Source organism: Sphingobacteriales bacterium (genome assembly GCA_016711285.1).
GTDB lineage: Bacteria > Bacteroidota > Bacteroidia > Chitinophagales > UBA2359 > JADJTG01.
Window position 1 is genome coordinate 235,234 of record JADJTG010000012.1, and the last position, 23,618, is coordinate 258,851.

Consider the following 23,618-nt stretch of genomic DNA (forward strand, 5'->3'; position numbering starts at 1 on the left):
GGCAGGATATACATCGTGCTGCACCTAAAGAATTGCTACCCTCGGCAGGATATACATCGTGCTGCACCTAAAGAATTGCTACCCTCGGCAGGATATACATCGTGCTGCACCTAAAGAATTGCTACCCTCGGCAGGATATACATCGTGCTGCACCTAAAGAATTGCTACCCTCGGCGGGATATATATCGTGGTTCACCTAAAGAATTGCTACCCTCGGCAGGATATACATCGTGCTGCACCTAAAGAAATGCTACCCTCAGCAGGATATACATCGTGCTGCACCTAAAGAATTGCTACCCTCAGCAGGATATACATCGTGCTGCACCTAAAGAATTGCTACCCTCAGCAGGATATACATCGTGCTGCACCTAAAGAACTGCTACCCTCGGCAGGATATACATCGTGCTGCACCTAAAGAATTGCTACCCTCGGCAGGATATACATCGTGCTGCACCTAAAGAATTGCTACCCTCGGCGGGCTTGTATCGCGCTCCACCTAAAGAATTGCTACCCTCGGCGGGCTTGTATCGTGCTGCATCTAAAAAAATTGGATTAGTATTGTTTTTAAAAATTCCGCTTAAAAAAAATGTAGAGATGCGGCACGTTTGCATCTCTACATCTACCATTATAAAATTAAAAACAACTATCGCCTATCAGATTTTAATCAGTTTGCTGTAATATACAGCACCTTCTTTTTCAAAAGCTATCATATACACCCCTGCCGCCCAAGAACGGGTATCCAACGAAGCAAAAGTGCTGAACGCCGTATTCAGTTGAGTAATTAATTTGCCTTGCGCATTATACACCCGCACAACATCAATCATTCCACCGCCATTATTTATGATGTGGAGTGCATCATTATTGTGCAAAGGATTTGGGAATAAGGCAATATGAGCAGTGGCGGCATCTTCCAAACCGGTAGGGCAATCTACCGTAAATGCCGGAGCTACTTTTACACAATCATTGGCATCGGTGACGGTAATAATCACCTGTGCTTCGTGGCTCAAAGGCGCGCCATTGGCAAGGGTTTGCCCTAATTGGTTCACAAAAGAATAAGGTGGAGTGCCGCCATTGGCATTCACCGCCAACGTAGCCACATTATTGATACAATTATAAGAAGCACTCACCACCAAATTATCACAAACAGACACAGAAGGACAATCCACTACAAAAGGAGTGGCGGTTTCAGTGCAACCATTGGTATCGGTGACAGTAAAAATAAAAGCTGCTTCGTGGCTTATGGCATCGCCGTTTTGCCATTCATTGCCCAATTGGTCGGTAAAAGTATAAGGTGGCAAACCACCGTTGGCAGCGAGATTTAAAGTAGCAACTCCGGCTTCGCAATTATATCCTGCTGTGGCAGTTAAATTCGCAGAAGCACAAGGATTAGGCGGTGGGCAATCTACTGTAAATGCGGTGGCAGTATAGGTGCAGTTGTTCGCATCGGTGACGGTAAAAACATAAGTAGCTCCATTGACCAAAGCAGCACCATTGCTGAAAGAAAAGCCGTTTTGATTAGTAAAAGTATAAGGCGCAGTGCCACCCGCCGCCGCCATATTGAGCGTAGCTATACCATTGATACAAGTATAAGCAGCAGTAAGCGTCAGCGGGTTGCCGATGCAAGGGTCAATAGCACAATTTACAGTAAAACTACCTGCGGGCTTCGTACAATTATTGGAATCGGTAACAGTAAAAATATAAGTAGTTCCATTGGTCAAAACAGTACCGTTGTTCCATACATTTCCGTTTTGGTCGGCGAAAATATAAGGAGCCGAGCCGCCGCTTGCAAATACATTGAGCGCAGCCACTCCATTGCTGCACGCATAGGTTGCTGTTCCGTTCAGGGTGCTGCAATCCGGTACAATGGGGCAATTAACAGTGAAAGAACCCGTAGAAGCAAAACAACCGTTGGCATCGGTAACACTCACCTGATAAGTGACACCGTTGAATACCGTTTGTCCGTTTTGCAGGGCAGCACCATTCAGAGCATTGTAAAAACTGTAAGGCGGTGTTCCGCCATTGGCGGTGATATTGAGTACGCCGCTACCCTGATTATTGCAAATATAATTAGCACTTACCTGCAAATCGGTATTTAAACAAGGATTAGCAGTGCAGTTAATTAGTAAAGGCGTAGCTGTTGCCGTACAGCCATTGGCATCGGTAGCCGTGATGAGGTAAGTGCCATTCGAGAGCGTTTGTCCGTTTTGGACCACCGCACCGCTTTGTGTAGTAAACACCACATTACCCACTCCTCCGGTAGCAGCTACGCTCAAAGTAGCAGTACCGTTTTGATTGCAGATAAAAGAAGCATTGATACTCAAAGTAGAATTATCGCAAGGGTCGTTGCATACTGTCGTAAAAGGAACTGCCGAAACCGTACAGCCGTTGGCATCGGTAACAGAAACGCCAACACTTGCATTATTGGGCAATACACTGCCGCTTTGTACACTATTTCCGTTGTAATAATAAGCATAAGGGGCAGCACCGCCACTCGCGCTTACTTGCAAATAAGGCGTTTCACCCTGACAGATATAGCTTGCATTGATGCTGATGGCAGGGCAGGGCGGCGGACAATCTACCGTAAAAGCATTGGTGGTAAATGAACAGCCTTCGGCATCGGTGACGGTAATCTGTACAAATTGATTATCACTCAACAAAGCACCATTGACCACCGTAATCCCTTGATTTTTAAATACATAGCCGCCATTTCCGCCACTTGCCGATACATTCAAAGTAGCTACTCCATTTACACAAATATAAGAAGCCGTAGCGGTGAGCGTATTACACGGTATTGCGCATTGCACCGTAAATGAAGTGGCAGAAAACGTGCAGCCGTTGGCATCTATTACTGTAATTATATAGCTCGCTCCATCATTCAATAAAGTTCCATTACTTACGACCACATTATTTTGGTTGCGAAAAGTATAGGGAGCAGTACCGCCAGTGGCAATCACATTCAAAACCCCCTGTCCGTTGTTGTTACAAACGTAAGAAGCAGTAGCCTGTAAAGTAGAACAATTGACAGCCACTTCACAATCCACTACCAAAGGTGCAGCCATTGCCGAGCAATTATTGGCATCGGTAACGGTAATTGTGAGTTGTTGCCCATCGCTCAATGTTGCTCCGTTTTGAATAGTATTCCCATTTTGGGTCGTAAAAGTATAAGGAGCTGTACCGCCGCTTGCTGCCAGTTGTAAAGTAGCTACGCCGGTGGCAGTATTGCAAGAATAGCTAGAAGTAGCCGCCAAAGAACCATCGCAAGAAATACAGGATACTTCAAAAGGTTGTAAAGGACGAATACAACCACTGTTGTTGTAGGCAGAAAGCTGATAATTCCCCGGCGACAAGGCTTGTCCGTTTTGGATAATATTATTGTTTTGGTCTTTAATAACTGTGCCGTCATTATCCGAAATATAATAAAAATACTTTTTACCATTGTAGCACGAAGCCGACACCGAATAAGCGATAAAATAGGAATTACAATTATTATTACAATTTATTTGAAATAAGGGGGTTTGATAGGTACAGTTGGTTACATTGTCTTTTACGACAACAGAAAGCGTATCGCCCTGACTTTTTTGCGTACCTGTTGTCAAAGGATTTCCCGCACCATCTGTATAAGAGTAACTTCCAGAACCGCCTACGGCACTCATTTCAAGGGTGGCAGTAGTGCCGTTGCAGGTGTAGGTAGGAGATAAAAACAGCCCTGAGCAAGCGGAACATTGATTAAATATCAAAGTGAGGGTAGGCAAAGTGCAATTACCATTGATAGTACCATCTACAACCAAAGTGCTGCCTGCATTATAAGCGTTGCCATTGACTACCGGATTGCCGTTTTGGTCGTGCAGATTGTAGGTATAAGGAGCATCTATAAACAAGTAGGCTTTGCCGAATACACATAAAGTAGTAAAGCCGGGTAAAGGCAAACTTGCACAAGGATTACAAGCCACCGTAAGCGGGTCGGCTACTACGGAGCAACCGTTGATTAAATCTTGCAGCACCAAATTCAGGGTTTGCCCATTTTGAACGGGGTCACCGTCATCTACCACCACGCCGTTGTTGGTGTATTGATAAAATCCGCTGCCTCCGCTCGCTGTCAAAGCTAAAGTAGCAGCACCGGCTTCGCAATTATAACCCGAACTAAATGTAATATCATCGCAGGGCGAAGTGCAATCGAAATCAACAGCTTGGGTTACACTGCAACCGCTTTCATCAGTAACCGTAACGGCGGTAGTATTGGGGTCGTTGGTGAGCGGTGCGCCATTTTGATTGGTAAAAACAAAGTTTTGAGCATTGCCGATACCGCCGTCCACCGAAATTTGAACATTAGCACTTCCATTATTACAGCTCACATCTACATCTAAAGTAAGCGGGTCGCCCACCGACAGGTAGTTGCCCGACAAATCCGTGCAGCCCGAAGCACCGATGGTAGCAATGTTGCTGCCCACCGGAGCGTTGAGTGTGCCGCTATAGGATACGCCATACACGCGGCGCGATACTGTATTGGTGGCATCAACCGACAAAATATTGTTGGTGAGTACAGATAGAATAGTACCATTGGTAGTAGTGGCAATATAGGTATAGTTGGCAGTAGCAGAGGCTCCGGTATTGCTCAATACCGTATTCTGCCCCGGACACAGCGTAAAACTGTTACCCAAAGTGCTTCCGATAGTACCGCCTTCACAACTTTGTGCTTGCGTTTTAAGGGCAAACAAGCCTATCATCAGAAATAATAAATAAAAATGCTTCATAGTTTGTGTATAACTTGGCTTAATAGATAAATTTTTTTAAATACAATTCAGCAGCAAAATAAGCGGTTTTTTTGTATATAAATATAAAAATCTTGCCGATGTATAGTTTTTATTAGCATCTGTTCAATATTGCGCTTGTGGACACCGATTATACAGAAATTTTACCCTCTTTCACCCAAACACACTTTTTACAAAACAATGACAAAAAGCCCGCTCTAATACTTGGTATCTTGAAAAATAGGCAGTTAATTAGTGCCGTTATTATATAAAAAAACAGCTTTGCACCTCTGCGCCTTAGCGGTAAAAAAGCTACTAACTGCAGAGCCGCAAAGAGAAAGAACAAAAGGGTGATGTTACCCAATATACTTTTTCAATTTTTTGTTATGAAAACCAAATACTTTTTATTGCGCCCTCGTTGGCTGCTGCTATTGGCAGTGTGGATATTGACATTATTTGCACCACAGCCCGAAGCCCGCGCCCAAAATGCCGAGTTTGCACCCATTGGGGCGAAGTGGACTTACCTTATTCCGTCTCATGATATGTTTGAAAATCAAGACGATATTGGTTGGGCGATTACAAGATCTGTAGGTGATACCCTTAAGGGAAAATCTGTCGTATCATTAAAGGCTATCACAATGCTTATTTGCACATTGAAAACGGCGTGGTAGAGCGTTATTTCAACGGTGAATTTTATACCCTCTTTGATTTTAATAAAAAGGTGGGAGAATTTTGGTACAGTAAGATCCCTTATGTAGTAGATAGTATCAAAATACAAGTCGATTCTATTAAGAATATAGAACTTGCTCCAAATTTTTTTCAAAGCGTCTGTATGTTACTGCTTCAACAATTAGCGATACAATTTGTGGCGTTGAAAATCCATTTTTTATAGACCCTATTTTGTTAAAATATATAGATGAAAAATTAGGGTCTTATCCTGATTTTTTCCCATTTATGGTATGTGGTACAGATTATTCAACCACTTCCTTAAATTGTTATGAAGACAATGAAGTTTCTACTTCGTTGTTGAGCGGTTTACCAAATGTAGATGTTTGTGAATATAGCAATGTAGGCTTCAACGACAATGCAGCAGATGAAATGATGCCTCGTATTTTTCCGAGCCTTGTGCGGGATAAGCGGCTGTATTGCGAAAATCACCTTTTGAAGACGGAAGCATCACCATCAATAATTTGCAAGGGGTAGCGGTTTTTCATCAACCTGTCTATAAAGGTGTATCCGCATTAGATTTGCCCGCATTGCCGCAGGGTATGTACTGGGTTGTTTTTCAAAACAAAAATTATTATTCCACCACTAAAATTATTATTCAACCATGAAAAACAACATTTTTGTATTGCCTAAAACTTCTCTCCTTTGAAGGATAAAATGAGGGAGGTAAATTTTCTATTGCTAAAGTGCCTATGTATCATAGTTTCCGCTTATCTTTAACCATTATTTTTATCTTTGTCCATTTATTATGTCAGCAGAAGAAAAGCAAATATTAGGCGTGGGTTCTCGTGTTACACACACCCAATTTGGCAGTGGCGTGGTGGTAGAAAGCAGTATAACGCAATATAAGGTGTATTTCAAAACGCGCGATGCCGCTTTGGAAATTTCTATCAACGATGACCGCCTCCAAGCCGTTCAAATTATAGAAGCTCCCGCCAACACCCTCACTTTAAAAGAAGTAGAACATACCCTCAGCAACTTGCTGCGCCAATGGGGAAATACGAATGAAATTGTACCTTTGGGCGAGCGTTGGAAACACGGCACAATGGTTTTTCAGCCCGCCAACAACAGCCTCAAACCCAAAGAAATTCCGATTGAAACATTTTTTCATAAAATTATTATGACCCGCGATCGCCTGCGCGTAATGGAACAAAAAATAAATGCTTCGGCATTGAGCAATGAAGAAAAAATAGAACTCCAGCAATACCTTACACGCATCTACGGCTCGCTCACTACTTTTAATATTCTGTTTGCACAAAGCGACCAGCAATTTAAAGGCACCAGCAGCGAATGATAATTTTATTTGTTGTGATATACACAGCAATTGATTTTCAAAATATTTATTCATTTTGCTGCTATCGTTATATTGAAAAAAAAAATAGCTTTCATTATCAATCCGCGCTCCGGCACTGACCGCAAAAAAGGAATATTGCAGCTCATTGATGCCGAAATGGATAAGAGTCGCTACGAGGTGGAGTGTATTTTTACGGAATACGCCGCACACGCCACCGAAATTGCCAACCGCTGTGCACAAGCGAATTATTATGCAACCGTAGCCGTAGGCGGCGATGGCACCGTAAATGAAGTAGCACGCGCCCTTATCGGCAGCCATACCGCTTTGGGTATAATACCCAAAGGCAGCGGCAATGGTTTGGCTCGCAGCCTCAATATTCCGCTCGACAGCCGCGCCGCTATCCGTTTTTTGCAAGCGACAACCCCCATCTATATGGATTGCGGCTTGCTCAATAATGCACCTTTCTTTTGCGCCTGCGGCAGTGGCTTCGACAGCCGCGTAGCCACCCAATTCAGCAATGCACATTTTCGCGGCATTGCAGGCTATGTGTATCTTTCTGCCATAGAATACTGGCGATACCGCCCCGCATCATATCGCATTTGCACCGATAGCGGCTACGACCAAACTGTGGAGGCTTTTTTTGTGGCAGTATGCAACGCCAACCAATTCGGTAGCAACTTTAAAATTGCGCCGCAAGCCTCCGTTAATGACGGGTATTTAGATGTATGTGTAGTAAAAAAATTCCCGTTATACAGCGCACCAGCGATGATATGGAGTACCTTTAAAGGCGAAACCCCCAAAAACGGCTATGTAGAAATTATCCGTTGCCGTCAGGTATCCGTCAGCAGTACCGCGCTCACACATTACCACTTTGACGGCGAAGCACGCAGCACTTCCGAACCTATTGATTTAAAGGTGCAAATTCGCCACAATGCCCTCTCTGTATTGTATGATAATGGCTCTGCCTCCATATAAAACAGCATATTAACGAAAAAAAGACAAGAAATTCTTTAATTTTAATCAAAAAAAGCATAAAAAATAATAGCAGCTATGATTTTTTGATGTAAATTTGCAGCCATAATTTTTATCATCTTATATTTTATATATAATTGTATAAAAAATTTTAAATTATACTTGGTTTTTTTAGTTCAAAAATCATACTCCATCAATTAAAGATTAGATAATTGATTGATATAAAATAAAAAAAATATTATCAAAATCTTGTGACTTCTCCAAGTGTAAGCGTCAAATTCTGCATAAATCAAATTAAATCAAAATAATATTTAAAAGTAAAAATGAAAAAAATTTCTACACTGTCTGTTTCAATGCTTGCATTGATGATGAGCGTATCTGCAATTGCACAATCAGTTGCTGATGATTTACCGCCAAATCCTGAATACGGCAAATGCTACGCTAAATGTAAAACAGCCGATGTTTATGAAACCACTACCGAAAGAGTATTGGTGAAAGAAGAAGGTTCTCGCGTACTTACCGAGCCTGCACGTTACGAAAACGGCGAAGAGCGTATCTTGGCAAAAGAAGCATCTCAGCGCATTGAGGTAATTCCTGCTACTTACGAAACCGTTAGCGAGCAAATTTTGGTAAAACCTGCCGGTAAAAAGTTAATCGAAGTTCCTGCTAAATACGATAACGTTACTGAGCAGATTTTGGTAAGCCCTGAAACAGGTCGTTGGGTAAAGAAAAAAGTTGACCCCGCTTGTTTATCTGCCAATCCTGAAGATTGTATGGTTCAATGTTGGGAAAAAGTTCCTGCACAATACAAAACCATCACTAAACGTGTAACTGTTCAGCCTGCAACTACTCAAGAAGTAGAGATTCCTGCTGAATACAAAACAGTTACTAAACAAGTTATCAAAACTCCTGCAACTACCCGCGTAGTAGATATTCCTGCTGAATACAAAACCATCACTACCAAAAAATTAGTTTCTCCTGCTACTTCACGCACTGAATCTATCCCTGCTGAGTACAAAGATGTTACTAAACGTAATTTGGTAAGAAAAGGTGAATTCACAGGCTGGCAAGAAGTTTTGTGCGCTGCTAAAACTACCGACAGCAAAATTATGAGCGTACAACGCGCTTTGCAAGGTCAAGGTTACGATCCAGGTCCGATTGACGGCGTAATGGGTTCTAAAACTAAAGCTGCTTTGACTAAATTCCAAACAGACAAAGGTTTGAGCGTAGGCAACATGAGCATCGAGACTTTGAAAGCTTTGGGTGTTGATGCTAATTAATATTTAGTTATTCAAACAAACACTATAAAAAAGGCGACATCAATGATGTCGCCTTTTTTTATTTTTGCCAATGCAATAAAAAAATCTCACAGAATAAACACATGAACATGATTCCTTTATATCGTTTTCTTTTTTTGAACATCTTTTTTGTTGTTCTGCTTGCACAACAATCAGTTGCACAAATCCAATCCGGCAGCCTTTCCACTGCCGACAGCATAAGTATCACCAACATTTTGCAGGCACAACAAGCCGCTTGGAATCGCGCCGATGTGCGGGGCTTTATGGAAGGCTACCACCAAAGCGACAGCCTCCGTTTTATGGGCAAAAGCGGAATTACCTACGGCTGGCAGGCTACTTTAGACCGCTACCTCAAAAACTACCCCGATGCCGCTACTATGGGGCAACTTCAATTTACTATGCTGTCGCTCGAAGCACTCACGCCCGAAATGGCTCTGATGACCGGAAAATGGGAGCTTTTCCGCACCGAAAAAGAAAATATTGAAGGTTATTTTTCACTGATTTGGAAAAAAATTCAAGGCAAATGGCGCATTGTATTTGACCATTCCAGTTAAAAAAAAAACACTCATTCTCTTATGCAGAGTCGCCGTTGCCCTTTTTCATCGGTTTTGTTTCTGCTTCGGCGGCTTCTTTCATTTCTTCGTTTCTTTTGCGTGCTTCTTCTTCGGAGCGGTCGTAGGCTTTGATGATTTCTTTCACCAAACGATGCCGCACCACATCTTCTTCTGTGAGACGCACCACCGAAATACCTTCGATATCGCGCAAAATATCCAAAGCGCGGCGCAAACCCGACTTTTGGTTATGCGGCAAATCCACCTGCGACAAATCGCCCGTAACCACATATTTTGCCGAAGGTCCCAAGCGTGTCAAAAACATTTTCATCTGCACTTGTGTAGCGTTTTGGGCTTCGTCCAAAATAATAAAAGCACTATTGAGCGTGCGACCGCGCATATAAGCCAAAGGCGCAATTTCAATGGTGCGATTTTCAAGATACATTTTCAGTTTGTCGCGCGGTATCAAATCGTCCAAAGCATCGTACAAAGGGCGCAAATAAGGATCTATTTTTTCTTTTAAATCACCCGGCAAAAATCCCAGGCTTTCGCCTGCTTCAATAGCGGGGCGCGTGAGAATAATGCGTTTGACGGTTTTATTTTTGAGTTCGCGTACCCCCAAAGCTACGGCAGTATAGGTTTTTCCGGTTCCGGCAGGTCCGATGGCAAAAACTATATCGTGCTTATTCACTGCTTCCACCAAGCGTTTTTGGTTGGGCGTTTTGGCACGAATCGGATTACCGTTGGAACTAAAAACAATAATGCTATCATCTTGCGGCGGCAAATTTTGGCTTTGTATTTCCAAACCTTCCAGCATATTTTCCAGATTGTCAATAGAAAGATGACCGTAGCGGCGCAAAAACAGCATCATATTTTCTACCTTATCCTGAAAAACCTCCAACTCGTGTTCGCCACCTATGGCGTGTATGCGATTGCCACGATGTGTAATTTTTAGTCCGGGAAATGCGCGTTTGAGTATTTTGAAATGTTCGTTGTTGATACCGAAAAATTCCACTAAACTCACGCCTTCAATATTAATGATGATTTCTTTCAAATAAAAAGAGGATTTTTTTATAATTTAAGGTCAATAAATGGATATAATTTTAATCAAATCGTTAGTTGGGCTAATATATTTCTATGGAATTTTTTAAAATATATTTTATGTCTTTTTTAATATGCACGGGCAAATAAAACTCTTTGTGTGGAGGGTTTTCCTGTCAATATACAAACTCCTGCTTCCTGCAGATTGTTTAAAGGAATACAACGAATAGTTGCTTTGGTGCGTTCTTTAATCTGCACTTCGGTTTCGGTAGTGCCGTCCCAGTGTGCACTGATAAAGCCGCCTTTTTCTTCCAGCACATGCTCAAATTCTTCCATGCTATTCACTTGGGTGATGTGGGTATCGCGGTAGTCTTTTGCTTTGTTGAATAAATTTTGCTGAATATCTTTCAACAATTCCACAATATATCCGGCAGCCTGCGCAATAGCAACAGTTTGTTTTTCTTTGGTATCGCGGCGGGCAATTTCAAGCACACCATTTTCCAAATCGCGTGCACCTATGGCAATGCGCACCGGCACACCGCGCATTTCGTAGTCGGCGAATTTGAAGCCCGGGCGTTTGGTAGGGTCGGTATCAAATTTGAGGGTGTAGCCCTGTGTTGCTAATTGTTGTTTCAATGTCTGTACGATTTCATGGAGTTGGGCTTCTTTTTCGTCCAATTGCTTGCTGTTGATAGGCACTACCACCACATGCAAAGGAGCCAAAGCCGGAGGCAGCACCAAACCATCGTCATCGGAGTGGCACATAATGAGTGCGCCCATCAAGCGGGTAGAAACGCCCCAGCTGGTAGCCCACGCATATTCTTCTTTGCCGTCACGCCCTAAAAATTTCACATCAAAGGCTTTGGGAAAGTTTTGTCCTAAAAAATGCGAAGTTCCCATTTGCAAGGCTTTGCCGTCTTGCATCATACCTTCGCAGGTGTAGGTATCTACTGCTCCTGCAAAGCGTTCATTGGCACTTTTTTCACCTTTGATAACAGGCACCGCCATGTAGTTTTCCATAAAATCGGCATATACGTCCAACATTTGACGAGTTTCGTCGATGGCTTCTTGAGCGGTTTCGTGGGCGGTATGTCCTTCCTGCCAATAAAATTCAGTGGTGCGCAAAAAGAGGCGGGTGCGCATTTCCCAACGCACTACATTTGCCCACTGATTGATGAGCAAAGGCAAATCGCGGTAGCTGCTTACCCAGCGTTTGTACGAGCTCCAGATGATGGTTTCTGACGTGGGGCGCACGATGAGTTCTTCTTCCAAACGGGCTTCGGGATCTACGATGATACCACTGCCGTCGGGGGCGTTTTTGAGGCGATAGTGTGTAACTACGGCACACTCTTTCGCAAAACCTTCCACATGTTCTGCCTCTTTAGATAGAAAACTTTTCGGGATAAATAAAGGAAAAGCTGCATTGACATGCCCCGTATCTTTGAATTTTTTATCTAAAATATCGCGCATTTTTTCCCATATTGCAAAGCCATAAGGCTTAATAACCATACAACCGCGCACATCGGAATGCTCGGCGAGACCTGCTTTTATTACCAAATCATTGTACCACTTAGAATAGTCCTCGGAACGGGAGGTGATTTCTTTACTCATCGTTATAGATTTAAACTTAAATTTTTTTGTGTTAGGTATAATTATGTATTGACGCAAATTAGCGAAAAACCTCGCAAAATTAAGGCTTTTTGTTGATATATAGGTGGTAAAACTCCCGCCGTTTTACTTCTTAAACAAATCGCGTATTTTGCTCCAGAAATTTCCTTTTTGCTTGTTTTCTTCGGCTTGCGGCTCTTCGGGTGCGGCTACCCCCTGATTATTGTTGCGGCGCGGCACTACATTCGGTTTTCCGATAATGCGCCCACCAGTGCGGTCGGGTGCTGCTACCACTGTGCCATCGGTTGCGAGGGTGTCGCTGCCGTCCTGCTCATAATAAGTGCCATTTTGCCAAGCGATATATTCTTCATCATTCAAATAGGAAGGACAATCCAAAATACTTGCCAACTCCTCATCAAGTGCCGGAAATTTTTTGTAAGGGCTTATTTTCAGCGATGCGTCTTTATATACTTTATTCATAAAAATCCCCCAAACTGGCAAAGCCATTGCCGCTCCCTGCCCCAACGACAAATCGCGGAAACGCAAATATTGATTGTAACCACCTACCCAAACTCCGGCGACCAGATCGGGTACATAACCGATAAACCAACCATCAGCATGAATCTGTGTAGTTCCTGTTTTTCCGGGCTATATCGCCTTGCAAACCAAAGCGGTGGCGCAAACTGCGTGCTGTGCCGTTTTCTACCACTTCCTGCATAATGCTGGTCATCAGACGCGCCGTTTCGCGGCTCATCGCTCCGGTTTTGTAGCGGTTGGCAAGCCCCGAATTAAAATCGCTGATGAGCTTGCCGTTTTTATCTTTCAATGACAATAAATAAACAGGTTGTACGGCTGCCCCGCCATTATCAAAAGCGCAATAAGCTGTTACCATTTCCTGCAACGACAACTCGGCTGTACCCAATGCAATGGAAGGTAATTCGGGAATTTTGTTGTGAATACCCAATTTTTCAGCCAACCGTATCACATTATCCAAACCCGCATCAAACAATACCTGCACCGACACCGTATTCACAGACTTTGCCATAGCTCCGTGCATACTATAAAATCCGGTGTAGCCCTCGTCGCTTTCATCTGAATTGCGCGGTGTCCAGTCCTGATAGTCGCTGTAAGTGCGCAGTTCGTTGGCATAAAAATTACAAGGAGCGACTTCATTTTCCAAAGCGGCAGCATATACCAAAGGTTTGAAAGTAGAACCCACCTGACGGCGGGCAAGGGTATGGTCGTACTGAAAATATTTGTATTTGATGCTCCCTACCCACGCTTTAATATGCCCCGTGTTAGGATCCATTGCACTGAAGCCCACATTTAAAAACTTTAAATAATAGACAATAGAATCCATCGGCGACATCGTTTTTTCCTGTTCGCCCTGCCAAGTAAATACGCGCATCGGTATGGGCGTTTTAAATATTTTATTGATTTCGCTTTCGCTTGTTCCGGCGGCTTTGAGGCGTTTGTAGCGGTCGCTTTGTTTTTTGATGGCTTCCAAAAAAGCATTATCCGTGCCCCAGGGTTGCTTGCCTTTCCAGTGCGTATCAAATTGAGTTTGGAGTTTGCTTAAGTGTTCGTTTACGGCTTCTTCGGCGTAGCGTTGCATTTTGGCATTGATGGTGGTGTAAATTTTTAGTCCATCTGTGTAGATGTTGTAGGTGCTACCGTCCGGTTTCGGATTATTTTTGCACCAAGTGCTCAATTGCTGGCGGATATACTCGCGCAAATGCGGGGCTAATCCGTCCACGCCCGAAGTGCGGTTGTAATTGAGCACCAGTTCCGTTTTTTGGAGTTCGTTGCCTTTGCTTTCCGAAATATAGCCGTATTTCATCATTTGCTGCAACACCACATTGCGGCGTTGTTTCGAGGCTTCGGGATTGCGGTGCGGGTTGTAGGCGGTAGTGGCTTTGAGCATACCGATTAAAGTTGCCGCCTCCTCTGTTTTGAGTTTTTCGGGGGTGATGTTAAAATAGCGTTGCGCTGCCGCACCGATACCATAGACATCTTCGCCAAAAGAAACAGTATTGAGATACATCGCCAAAATCTGCTCTTTGTTGTAAGTATTTTCCAAACGCGCCGCAATGAGGGCTTCGCGGATTTTTACAATGAGGATAGACATAAATCCGTAATCTTCGCGCGGAAACAAATTTTTGATAAGTTGCTGACTAATCGTGCTGCCGCCCCCCGAACTGCGGTCGCCGAGGAGTAAAGTTTTTATCAGCACCCTAAAATAACTGCGCGTATCAATACCTTCGTGGCGAAAAAAACGGGCATCTTCGGTGGCTACCAAAGCCGAATATACCGAGCGCGGAATTTTATTGGAAGGTGTAAAAATGCGGTTTTGCAGATAAATACGCCCCAAAAGTGTGCCGTCATCGGCATATACTTCGGAAGCCAAAGGATTTTGAATGGCGGCGAGGTCGCTGCGCGAAGGCAAAGCACCAAAAACGCCGAGATATACCAAAATAATCAGCGTGATAAAAAACAAAACTATTGCCGCCGAAAAAATCCCTCCCCACAGCAACACTTTTCTGAGCAGGGGATTATCTTGTAAATATTGACGAATCTTGGAAAAAAAATCAGATGTTTGATTCATGAAACTGAGCTAAAAAAATAAAGCGTATCTCTAAAAATTTGAAAAAATAAAAAACGGCAGCCCTTTATCTATCCAATAGTTTGAATATCGCGGCAATGCCGTATTTTTTTTATTACCATAAACATTGGCGACAAAAGTATTAAAAACGATAAATTATCATCAAAATTATAAAAATCTCCGCTTTGCAAATCATTTCTTTTTTAAAAAAGGATAATTAAAATTAGGCAAGAAATGAAAAATTTTACTGCTACTTTTGTTTTATGGATATGAACAACAATACCGTGGTATGGATAGTGGGCGCATCTTCGGGTATCGGCTATGCCTTAGCCGAAGTGCTTTTGGAGCAAGAGCAGTGCCGCCTGATAGTGTCGGCGCGCCGCCAAGAGCCGCTGCAAATCCTCCGCCAACGCCACCCTGAGCGGGTATATATGCTGCCTTTGGACATCAGCGACAGTGCGCAAATGGATACCGCCATACAGCAAGCCGCCCAAGCATTCGGACGCATTGATATATTGGTGAATAATGCCGGCATTGCCCACAAATCCAAAGCCATCGACACTTACGATGCCGTTGACCGCCACATTATGGAAGTCAATTATTTCGGAAATATATGGCTCACCAAGCGCGTAGCCAAATTGATGACACAGCAGGGCGGCGGCAAAATTGCAGTAGTCAGCAGCGTACTCGGCAAGTTTGGTTTGCCGAATGTAAGCACTTATTGCGCCTCCAAGCACGCCATTTACGGCTACTACGAAGCCCTGCGCTACGAACTCAAAGCCGCCAATATAGCAGTACAAATTATTTCGCCCGGTTTTGTAAATACCGAAATTACCCTCAACTCCGTGCGCGAAGACGGCAGCACTTTCGGCAAAAACAGTGTGGCACAGGAAAAAGGAATGTCTGCACACAAATTTGCCCGCCGTATGGTGCGTGTACTCAAAAGTTCGCGCCAGCACGCCTACATCGGCGGCATCGAAACCCTGATGCCGCGCATTAAATTTTTCTTTCCCCGCCTTTTTCAGATACTAATGTTTAAATTACATCGTTTATCATAAAAAAAAGCCGAACAAGAAAGCTGTTTTTTTTGTATCTTTACAACTACAAAAACGATTCATTTTTTTATGAATAACATTATCAATCCCCATTACCTCCAAGCTGATGTAGTGGAACAACTGCGCCACGATTATGAAAATGCCCACCCCTGCAAACATTTAGTGTTGGATAATTTTCTTACCAATGCCGTTGCGGATACGCTCTATCAGAATTTTCCAAAAATGGAGCAACTCAATGTACGCCGCCAAAGTATGAATGAGCAAAAAGCCGAAGACTATCATTTTGAACGCTTCCACCCTGCTTTTTTGCAGGTGCGCAATGTCGTACAAAGTCAGGCGTTTTTTGATTGGATGGGTGCTGTTACCGGCATTGAAGGGCTGATGAGCGTAGAAGGCGACTCGCTCGGCAGCGGTGTGCATCAGGGCGGCAACGGCAGCTATGTAGATATTCATATTGACATTAATATGAATGCCAAATACAATATCTGGAGGCGTTTGAATTTATTGATTTATCTGAACAAACACTGGAAACCCGAATATGGCGGCGATTTGGAATTGTGGGATAAAGAAATGACGCGCTGCGAGAAAAAAGTGCCTTGCTTGTTCAACAAAGCCGTTGTTTTTTATACAGACGATAACTCGCCGCACGGCTATGCCAAAATCAATGTACCCGAAGGCGAAACGCGTAAATCTTTTTACACTTATTTCTATACGCCGGTGGCGGCAGGCGTTACTTTCCGCGACTCTAAATTTTTGAGCCGCCCCGACGACAGCCTTGCCAAAAAGACCCTCACCAATGCCAAAGAAACCGTGAAGTTGGGCGTAAAATCGCTGTTGCACAAAATCGGCGTAAAATCACTGGATTTTCAGGATAAAAACTAAAGCACAGCAGAAGCAGCGCAACTTGATGTGTTTTTTACCCAAAACCTACTGCGATGAATTTTCAATCATCATCGCAGTAGGTTTTTTTGCGCAAAAACAAATACTTTTTCAATCTTTAACACTTACCCACTACGCAATATTGAAAAAAATAGTTTTATTTTGGAGGATAATGATAATTTTTTCATTTTTAAACAAAAAACTACACTAACTTATGAAAAACATACCATTAATTAGCTCCCTATGGATTTGCCGCTTTACAACGATGCTGTGTTGTTTATTCTTTTTTGCCAACACACAGGCGCAGCGGCGCGACCCCGATGCAATGCCTATACGAGGAGAAGTAATTTATATTTGCGACAAACAAACGCAACAGCAAGCAGCACAAGCCATTGATGATTATGCCGAATTAATAGTAGAAGCTACAGTGATTGCAGAAAGTGATACCCTTTATCTGCCTGCACAAAACCACGACCCCTACTATCACCCGCAGGCACCTTACTTGCTCCAAACCCTCAAAGTACACCGCCTATTTAAAGGAAAACTCCACAGCGACACCCTCCAAATTATTACTTACTCTACCATTAGAGCAAAAAAGTATCAAAAATTTAAGGGAATGAAAGACTCTCTGGAAATGGTTGGTGGATTTTATCACCCCGATGGCAGTAAAAAGGGCGAGAGCGGTATTTTTATGATAAAAAGTATTGATAAAAACGAGGCAGCCCTGCAAGCCTTTGCCTCCAAAAAAGATAAAAGAATTACTGTACACACCTTGTTTTTGCCTACACATTTTATCTATGAAACATATGGGAATACTGGGTTTTTATGGGATGATAAAAGGCATATTCCATTAGATTACTGCAAGAATGAGGTGGATTTATCGACAAAGTTAATTAGTTTTTATATTAATAATGATACCTATATTTTTCCCAATATAAAAACTCTATATACGAGTTTAGGGCGAAAATTGGAAAAAACAACAGTGGTATATGAAAATATGTATTTCGACAAAATTAAAAAAAGAAGATGTGGTAGAAAAAAGCATTAATTTCCCCTTTCCACCGACAAAACAGTTGTAACCGCAGGTACACACCTTGACAGGCATCGCCGAGCAAAAATTATTTCTTTTTATACCCGCAAAAACAAATACTTTTTCAATCTTTAACACTTGCCCACTACGCAATATTGAAAAAAATAGGTTTATTTTGGAGGATAATGAGAATTTTTTCATTTTTTTAACAAAAAACTACACTGATTTATGAAAAATGTACTCCTCCTTTGTTGCCTACTCCTGCTCAGTTTTTGCAGCCCGCCCCTCACCGCCCAACGCCTTAAATGGGACACCCTCCGAGTGGAACAAATTTATAACGATACGGCTTACCAGCGTTATATACCGCACATAGAAGGCGAAAACTGGACGGCAGCACACGACAGCCTCTTACAATACTACGCCCAAGAAGCCGACTATATTTTTGAAACCGACAGCACCGAAGATATTATTAACCTACAAACGCCACAGGGTATTTTTGCCTTCGTTACCAAAAGCCTCTCCAAAAGCCTCAAAGGAGACCTCAAAGCGGGCAATGTGGAACTCATCATGCAAGCCGCCGATGCCACACCTTATTATGATGCCCAAACTAGAAATTATGTGGGCAAAGTACCCATAAAAGAAAGATGGTCGCATGAGTGCTATGATTGGAAATGGGAAAAAGAAGTAGCAAGCCCTGAAAGCAAAGGAATGAAATACAAAACTATTTTTTTTGCAAAAAAAATGGACGGGATAGACAAGGTGTTCTCTACAAAAAATTCTGTGTTAATGCAGCCTATTCTTGGTATTAATATAGAGCAAGAAACGAGATTGAGATTCAGGAACACAGCAACAGAAGAAAACGATGTAATTTATGTACCTTATAAACATCAGCGAATAGATGTTACTATCAAATGTAATGAAATGGGGCATAGAAAATTTGGCACGGATACAAAGCTATATAAGTTTTTAGAAAGAAATGAAGGCATAAAAACCATGAACCTAAAACCCGAAGAATTAAAAAAAAAGATGTTGGGGAAAGAGAAATAAGCCCCGTCATTGAATATATAACTCCTACACACCTTACAGATAGAGCGAATAGTACGATCAAAATAGCTGCCGCCATCAAAAAAATTTCGCTAAAAAGCAGCCTTCTTCTATTTTTGCAGCTATGAACACAACTGCGCCTACTGCTCCACATTACGACCTCATCATTATCGGCGGCGGTATTGTGGGTTTAGCCACTGCCTGCCAACTCAGCGACCGCTTCCGCCACCGTTCACTGCGTATTTTATTGATTGAAAAAGAACCTGAACTCGCCTTTCATCAAACAGGACACAATTCGGGCGTTATTCATTCGGGGGTGTATTATAAACCGCAATCGCTCAAAGCCATTATTTGCCAAAAAGGTCGCAAAGCCTTGGTTTCTTTTGCTCAAAAGCATCACATTCCGCACGATATATGCGGCAAACTCATTGTTGCCACCCAAGAGAGCGAATTGCCGCAATTAGAAGAAATTCACCGCCGCGCTATCGCCAACGAAGTAGAAGATGTAGAATGGCTATCCGCCGCCCGCATCACCGACTACGAACCCTATTGTGCGGGCATCAAAGCCTTGCGGGTGGGCTGTGCGGGCATCATCAATTATCGCACTGTCGCCCAAAAATACGCCGAATTATTTCGCGCTCAGGGCGGCGACATCCTCCTCAACTGCGAGCTTTTGGATATTGAAGAAGAAAACGACAGCACCCGTCTCATCACCAATCAGGGCGTTTTGCATACGCGCTACCTCATCGCCTGCGGCGGCTCTCAATGCGACCGCATTGCCCGCAAGCACCATTTAGAACCCAACCTGCGCATTGTCGGTTTCAGGGGCGAATATTACGAACTGCTCAATAAAGAGCGGGTGCGCAATTTAATATATCCTGTTCCCAATCCGAATTTTCCTTGGTTGGGTGTGCATTTTACGCGCATGATAGAAGGTGATATTGAATGTGGACCCAATGCTGTGTTTGCATTTAAGCGAGACGGCTACCGCAAAAGCGATTTTGACTGGCAAGATACCAAAGATGCGCTCACTTATTCGGGGTTTTGGAAATTAGTATCAAAGCATTTGGGCTATGGTATTCAGGAGCAATATCGTTCTTTGTCAAAACGCGCTTTTTACAAAAGTTTGTTGCTGCTGATTCCTTCTTTAAAAATGGACGAAATTGTGTCGGGCAGAGCCGGAGTGCGGGCTTTGGCACTATCGCCGGACGGCACGATGATTGACGATTTCAAATTTGTACACAACCGCAATGCCATTCATGTACTCAATGCGCCGAGTCCGGCAGCAACGGCATCGCTGGCTATCGGCGATTATGTAGCTACTATGGCACAGGAGCGGTTCAGTTGGTAAAAATTTTTTTGTGAGATTTTTTTCTACGAACACTGCTGCTCCAAAGCATCTTTGGCTACAGAAATGGGGATAGAGATGTATTTTTTTTCCATATAATCCAATACTTTGTAGAGCAAAGCGCGGGAGTTTTCGTCCATTTGCGCTATTTCTTTGCTATACACCTCTTCCACTGCCTTATTTTTTACGGCTTTTATCTTTTGGGGAATTTCCGCCATTGCCAACTCCAAAGTGCGTTGGCGGCTTTTTTTTGGAAAAAGTTTTTACATGTGCGTGAATAATTTGTTTGGCGTGTTGAATTTCCTGACGGCGGCGGTTGAGGTTTTCGTGTGCCAAATCGCGCAGTTTTTCAATAGCGATATAATGCACCGTTTCTTGTTTGCTCACTTCGGGGCTGATATTGGCGGGTATTGCCAAATCAATGATATAAGCGGGTGCGGTGCTGTCGCCTCGCAAAGCTGCAAAAAGTGTTTCGTCAATGATATTTTCCGAATTGCCCACACAAGTCACCAACAAGTCAAAACCTTCGCGATAGTGCGCTAATCGAGATAGCGGCTGTATGGGAATATTGAGCAAAGTGCCGATAGCCTGATTTTTGGTAGTACGATTGAATACCGTGAAATGGTGATAGCCCTGCGCGCGCAACAGTTTGGCAACCAAATGCATGGTTTGCCCTGCACCTACCATCAATATTTTGGCATCGTGTGCAAGATGATGACGGTTTAATTCTTTGAGAGCCAAAGATACCACCGACACCGGATTTTCGCCGATTTTGGTATCGGTATATACTTGTTTGGCTACATTGACGGTATTTTCAGACAAGAGGCGCAAAGTATCATCTATCAAACCTGCCTGCCTACACACTTCGTAAGATTGGCGCAGTTGGCGTAAAATTTCGCGCTCGCCCACTACCAAAGCATCAACCGAAGCAGCCACTTCGTACAAATGCTCCACGGCGGCAGCATCGTGATATATGCTGCTTTTTTGGGTCATTGTTTCAATATCGGCGGGTGATAGTTGCGGGTGATAGTTGCGCCAAAAATGTGCTGTGTCATCGGATAGATGGGCGATTGCAGGAGCATCGCCGGATAAAACAAATAAAATACGATTGCAGGTGGCTACATACCACAAGCCATTCAAGGCGTGTTGGTTTTTCAGATATTGTAAGTGCTCCGCCAAATTGGACGACAGCAATTGCTCATTGACAATCCACTGCCCCAATTCATTGAGCGTGGCTTTGTGATGGGATATAGTAATAATCTGTAAAGACACCCGCGTGTTACCAACTTTTATTTTAGGTATGCAAAGTTACGAATTTCTGTCACAGAATTGTCATGAAAAAGTCAAGAGTTTGTGTCATGGAAAAGTAAAATTTTATAACATTCAAAAAAGCATAAAAAACACACACTATTTAAAGAATCAAGAATTATTCATTCAGGTATTAAATTAAAAAACCCTCATCTTTCAGCGACGAGGGTTTTTAAAACTATTCTATTAATAACGCAAACACTTTTAATTAGTACGAAGTGTCGGTAAAAACTTATCGTGGTTGGCTTTTAATTCGGCATCGCTCAAATGCTGAGGCGTATAATCTCTGCCATCTTTGGCGTATTCGTGCGCACCGCGATACACTTGCGGAATTTCGCCCTCCCAGTTGCCGTGTCCGGGAACTACAGGTGTTGTCCATTCCAAAGAGTTGGCTTTCCAAGGGTTGGGCGTGCGCATTTTATTACCATAGAAAATGCTGTAAAAGAAATTGATAACAAACAAAAACTGAGTAAAAAATACAACGATAGCCGATATGGTAATAAATACATTCAAATCGCCATATACACCGAATGTATCAAACTCATTAAATGAAAAATAGCGACGCGGCACACCGGTCATACCCAAATAGTGCATAGGCCAAAATATACAATAGCTGCCGACAAAAGTAATCCAGAAGTGGATATATGCCAAAGGTTCATTCATCATACGACCATTAAACAACTTCGGAAACCAATGATAAACACCTGCAAACATACCAAATCCGGCGGCTATCGCCATTACAATATGGAAGTGGGCTACTACAAAATAGGTATCGTGCAAAGGAATATCCATAGCAGAATTACCGAGATAAATACCTGTAAGACCACCCGATATAAATAAAGATACAAAGCCGATAGCGAACATCATTGCGGGAGTAAAACGAATATTACCGCCCCAAATAGTTGTAATCCAGTTGAATACTTTAATCGCTGAAGGCACTGCTATCAAAAGCGTCACCAATACGAATACCGAACCTACAAACGGATTTAAACCACTCACAAACATGTGGTGTGCCCATACCAAGAACGACAACACTGTAATAGCAATAATAGAATACACCATCGCTCTATAACCAAAAACGGGTTTGCGGGAATTGGTAGCCAATATTTCAGAAACCATACCCATCGCCGGCAAAATTACGATATACACTTCGGGGTGTCCCAAAAACCAAAATAAGTGTTGGAACAAAATAGGGCTGCCGCCTTCAATAATTTGTCCGGCACTATTGGTCAATACTTCGCCGCCGAAATAAATATCCGACAAGTAAAATGCAGTACCGAAGCTGCGATCAAAAATAAGCAAAATAGCACCTGCCAACAACACCGGAAACGACAATACCCCGATAACGGCAGTAAAGAAAAACGCCCAAATAGTCAATGGCATACGGAACATCGTCATGCCTTTGGTGCGCATATTTAAAATGGTGGCGATATAATTTAAGCTACCCATCAATGAAGATACGATGAAGATAGCCATACTCACCAACCACAATGTCATACCCATACCGGAGCCGGGCGTGGCTTTTTGAATGGCACTCAATGGCGGATATATCGTCCACCCACCCGAAGCGGGACCTGTTTGTAAAAACAAGGAAATGAACATAATAACGCCCGCCGTAAAAAAGAACCAATACGACAACATATTGATAAAAGGACTCGCCATATCGCGCGCGCCCACTTGCAAAGGAATAAGTAGATTACTAAAAGTACCACTCAATCCGGCTGTCAATACAAAAAACACCATGATGGTACCGTGCATCGTCACTAAAGCATAATAAAACTCGGGGTCTAATTTTCCACCCTTTGCCCAGCCGCCCAAAAAAGTTTCCAAAATAGGAAAAGATTCATTTGGCCACGCCAACTGTAAACGGAACAATACCGAAAAAAACACTCCGATAATTGCCCAAATAATACCGGTAATCAAAAATTGGCGACCGATAATCTTATGGTCTTGGCTAAAAATATAATTCGTAAGAAAATTGCCGTGATGGTGATGCCCATGGTCGTCGTCATCATGATGATGCACATCAGCCTGGTGCTGTGTATGCGTACCGTGCAATACATTTTCTGGATTGTATCCGCTCTCTGTGTTTGCCATAGTATATGAAAAAATAT

At 42.9% G+C, this 23,618-nt stretch carries 20 protein-coding genes; 12 read left to right on the forward strand and 8 right to left on the reverse strand.

Annotation, left to right across the window (positions count from 1 at the left end; genetic code table 11):
* Positions 1–402: 402 nt before the first annotated feature.
* On the forward strand, positions 403–678 hold the full coding sequence (locus IPL35_08140; protein MBK8443371.1) for a hypothetical protein: 276 nt from the start codon (positions 403–405) through the stop codon (positions 676–678).
* Here the strand turns inward: IPL35_08140 and IPL35_08145 are convergent.
* The gene (locus tag IPL35_08145; GenBank protein ID MBK8443372.1) at positions 654–4,751 is read right to left on the reverse strand and encodes a T9SS type A sorting domain-containing protein; all 4,098 of its coding nucleotides are present in this window, start codon (positions 4,749–4,751) and stop codon (positions 654–656) included. The genes IPL35_08140 and IPL35_08145 overlap by 25 nt on opposite strands.
* Before the next feature lie 383 nt (positions 4,752–5,134).
* On the opposite strand from IPL35_08145, the gene IPL35_08150 reads away from it, so the two are divergent.
* The 6 genes from IPL35_08150 (at position 5,135) to IPL35_08175 (ending at position 9,592) form a co-directional block, all read left to right on the forward strand.
* Positions 5,135–5,419 (forward strand): hypothetical protein, encoded by a 285-nt coding sequence (locus tag IPL35_08150; GenBank protein MBK8443373.1) that lies wholly within the window; start codon positions 5,135–5,137, stop codon positions 5,417–5,419.
* Between the two features lie 474 nt (positions 5,420–5,893).
* Entirely contained in the window at positions 5,894–6,082 is a 189-nt protein-coding gene (locus IPL35_08155; GenBank protein MBK8443374.1) for a T9SS type A sorting domain-containing protein, read from the forward strand.
* A 140-nt stretch (positions 6,083–6,222) separates the two neighbouring features.
* Entirely contained in the window at positions 6,223–6,768 is a 546-nt protein-coding gene (locus IPL35_08160; GenBank protein MBK8443375.1) for a hypothetical protein, read from the forward strand.
* Positions 6,769–6,798: 30 nt separating this feature from the next.
* Positions 6,799–7,743: a YegS/Rv2252/BmrU family lipid kinase gene (locus IPL35_08165; protein MBK8443376.1), complete on the forward strand. Its 945-nt coding sequence runs from the start codon at positions 6,799–6,801 to the stop codon at positions 7,741–7,743.
* Positions 7,744–8,093: 350 nt separating this feature from the next.
* The gene (locus IPL35_08170; protein ID MBK8443377.1) at positions 8,094–9,020 is read left to right on the forward strand and encodes a peptidoglycan-binding protein; all 927 of its coding nucleotides are present in this window, start codon (positions 8,094–8,096) and stop codon (positions 9,018–9,020) included.
* 101 nt (positions 9,021–9,121) lie between these two features.
* Positions 9,122–9,592, forward strand: a complete 471-nt coding sequence (locus IPL35_08175) for a nuclear transport factor 2 family protein (protein MBK8443378.1) — start codon at positions 9,122–9,124, stop codon at positions 9,590–9,592.
* 19 nt (positions 9,593–9,611) lie between these two features.
* Here the strand turns inward: IPL35_08175 and IPL35_08180 are convergent, their stop codons facing one another.
* The 4 genes from IPL35_08180 to IPL35_08195 all read right to left on the reverse strand — a co-directional run bounded on the left by IPL35_08180 (position 9,612) and on the right by IPL35_08195 (position 14,843).
* The gene (locus IPL35_08180; protein MBK8443379.1) at positions 9,612–10,643 is read right to left on the reverse strand and encodes a PhoH family protein; all 1,032 of its coding nucleotides are present in this window, start codon (positions 10,641–10,643) and stop codon (positions 9,612–9,614) included.
* A gap of 116 nt (positions 10,644–10,759) precedes the next feature.
* Positions 10,760–12,241, reverse strand: a complete 1,482-nt coding sequence (locus IPL35_08185) for a proline--tRNA ligase (GenBank protein MBK8443380.1) — start codon at positions 12,239–12,241, stop codon at positions 10,760–10,762.
* Between the two features lie 123 nt (positions 12,242–12,364).
* Entirely contained in the window at positions 12,365–12,784 is a 420-nt protein-coding gene (locus tag IPL35_08190; GenBank protein MBK8443381.1) for a hypothetical protein, read from the reverse strand.
* Positions 12,785–12,851: 67 nt separating this feature from the next.
* Complete coding sequence (locus IPL35_08195) at positions 12,852–14,843, reverse strand: transglycosylase domain-containing protein (GenBank protein ID MBK8443382.1); 1,992 nt, start codon at positions 14,841–14,843, stop codon at positions 12,852–12,854.
* 266 nt (positions 14,844–15,109) lie between these two features.
* On the opposite strand from IPL35_08195, the gene IPL35_08200 reads away from it, so the two are divergent.
* The 5 genes from IPL35_08200 to lhgO all read left to right on the forward strand — a co-directional run bounded on the left by IPL35_08200 (position 15,110) and on the right by lhgO (position 20,199).
* Positions 15,110–15,898 (forward strand): SDR family NAD(P)-dependent oxidoreductase, encoded by a 789-nt coding sequence (locus tag IPL35_08200; GenBank protein MBK8443383.1) that lies wholly within the window; start codon positions 15,110–15,112, stop codon positions 15,896–15,898.
* A gap of 66 nt (positions 15,899–15,964) precedes the next feature.
* Positions 15,965–16,777 (forward strand): 2OG-Fe(II) oxygenase, encoded by an 813-nt coding sequence (locus IPL35_08205; GenBank protein ID MBK8443384.1) that lies wholly within the window; start codon positions 15,965–15,967, stop codon positions 16,775–16,777.
* Positions 16,778–16,988: 211 nt separating this feature from the next.
* A complete protein-coding gene (locus tag IPL35_08210) occupies positions 16,989–17,822 on the forward strand; it encodes a hypothetical protein (GenBank protein MBK8443385.1) in 834 nt (277 codons plus the stop codon).
* Positions 17,823–18,032: 210 nt separating this feature from the next.
* The gene (locus tag IPL35_08215) at positions 18,033–18,851 is read left to right on the forward strand and encodes a hypothetical protein (protein MBK8443386.1); all 819 of its coding nucleotides are present in this window, start codon (positions 18,033–18,035) and stop codon (positions 18,849–18,851) included.
* Positions 18,852–18,972: 121 nt separating this feature from the next.
* Positions 18,973–20,199, forward strand: coding sequence for an L-2-hydroxyglutarate oxidase (lhgO, locus tag IPL35_08220; GenBank protein MBK8443387.1), 1,227 nt, complete (start codon positions 18,973–18,975; stop codon positions 20,197–20,199).
* A 23-nt stretch (positions 20,200–20,222) separates the two neighbouring features.
* On the opposite strand, the gene IPL35_08225 is transcribed toward lhgO, so the two are convergent.
* The 3 genes from IPL35_08225 to IPL35_08235 all read right to left on the reverse strand — a co-directional run bounded on the left by IPL35_08225 (position 20,223) and on the right by IPL35_08235 (position 23,601).
* The gene (locus tag IPL35_08225; protein ID MBK8443388.1) at positions 20,223–20,414 is read right to left on the reverse strand and encodes a hypothetical protein; all 192 of its coding nucleotides are present in this window, start codon (positions 20,412–20,414) and stop codon (positions 20,223–20,225) included.
* Entirely contained in the window at positions 20,374–21,468 is a 1,095-nt protein-coding gene (locus IPL35_08230) for a hypothetical protein (GenBank protein MBK8443389.1), read from the reverse strand. The genes IPL35_08225 and IPL35_08230 overlap by 41 nt, the downstream gene beginning before the upstream one ends.
* A 240-nt stretch (positions 21,469–21,708) precedes the next feature.
* Positions 21,709–23,601 carry a cbb3-type cytochrome c oxidase subunit I gene (locus IPL35_08235; GenBank protein ID MBK8443390.1) on the reverse strand — a complete coding sequence of 631 codons (1,893 nt, stop codon included), beginning with the start codon at positions 23,599–23,601 and terminating at the stop codon, positions 21,709–21,711.
* Between the last annotated feature and the right edge of the window lie 17 nt (positions 23,602–23,618).

Coding starts and splice junctions, on each gene's coding strand:
- IPL35_08145 (MBK8443372.1), bottom strand. CDS start 4,751: ATGAAGCATTTTTATTTATTATTTCTGATGATAGGCTTGTTTGCCCTT.
- IPL35_08150 (MBK8443373.1), top strand. CDS start 5,135: ATGAAAACCAAATACTTTTTATTGCGCCCTCGTTGGCTGCTGCTATTG.
- IPL35_08160 (MBK8443375.1), top strand. CDS start 6,223: ATGTCAGCAGAAGAAAAGCAAATATTAGGCGTGGGTTCTCGTGTTACA.
- IPL35_08170 (MBK8443377.1), top strand. CDS start 8,094: ATGCTTGCATTGATGATGAGCGTATCTGCAATTGCACAATCAGTTGCT.
- IPL35_08175 (MBK8443378.1), top strand. CDS start 9,122: ATGAACATGATTCCTTTATATCGTTTTCTTTTTTTGAACATCTTTTTT.
- IPL35_08185 (MBK8443380.1), bottom strand. CDS start 12,241: ATGAGTAAAGAAATCACCTCCCGTTCCGAGGACTATTCTAAGTGGTAC.
- IPL35_08195 (MBK8443382.1), bottom strand. CDS start 14,843: ATGAATCAAACATCTGATTTTTTTTCCAAGATTCGTCAATATTTACAA.
- IPL35_08200 (MBK8443383.1), top strand. CDS start 15,110: ATGAACAACAATACCGTGGTATGGATAGTGGGCGCATCTTCGGGTATC.
- IPL35_08205 (MBK8443384.1), top strand. CDS start 15,965: ATGAATAACATTATCAATCCCCATTACCTCCAAGCTGATGTAGTGGAA.
- IPL35_08210 (MBK8443385.1), top strand. CDS start 16,989: ATGAAAAACATACCATTAATTAGCTCCCTATGGATTTGCCGCTTTACA.
- IPL35_08215 (MBK8443386.1), top strand. CDS start 18,033: ATGAAAAATGTACTCCTCCTTTGTTGCCTACTCCTGCTCAGTTTTTGC.
- lhgO (MBK8443387.1), top strand. CDS start 18,973: ATGAACACAACTGCGCCTACTGCTCCACATTACGACCTCATCATTATC.
- IPL35_08225 (MBK8443388.1), bottom strand. CDS start 20,414: ATGGCGGAAATTCCCCAAAAGATAAAAGCCGTAAAAAATAAGGCAGTG.
- IPL35_08235 (MBK8443390.1), bottom strand. CDS start 23,601: ATGGCAAACACAGAGAGCGGATACAATCCAGAAAATGTATTGCACGGT.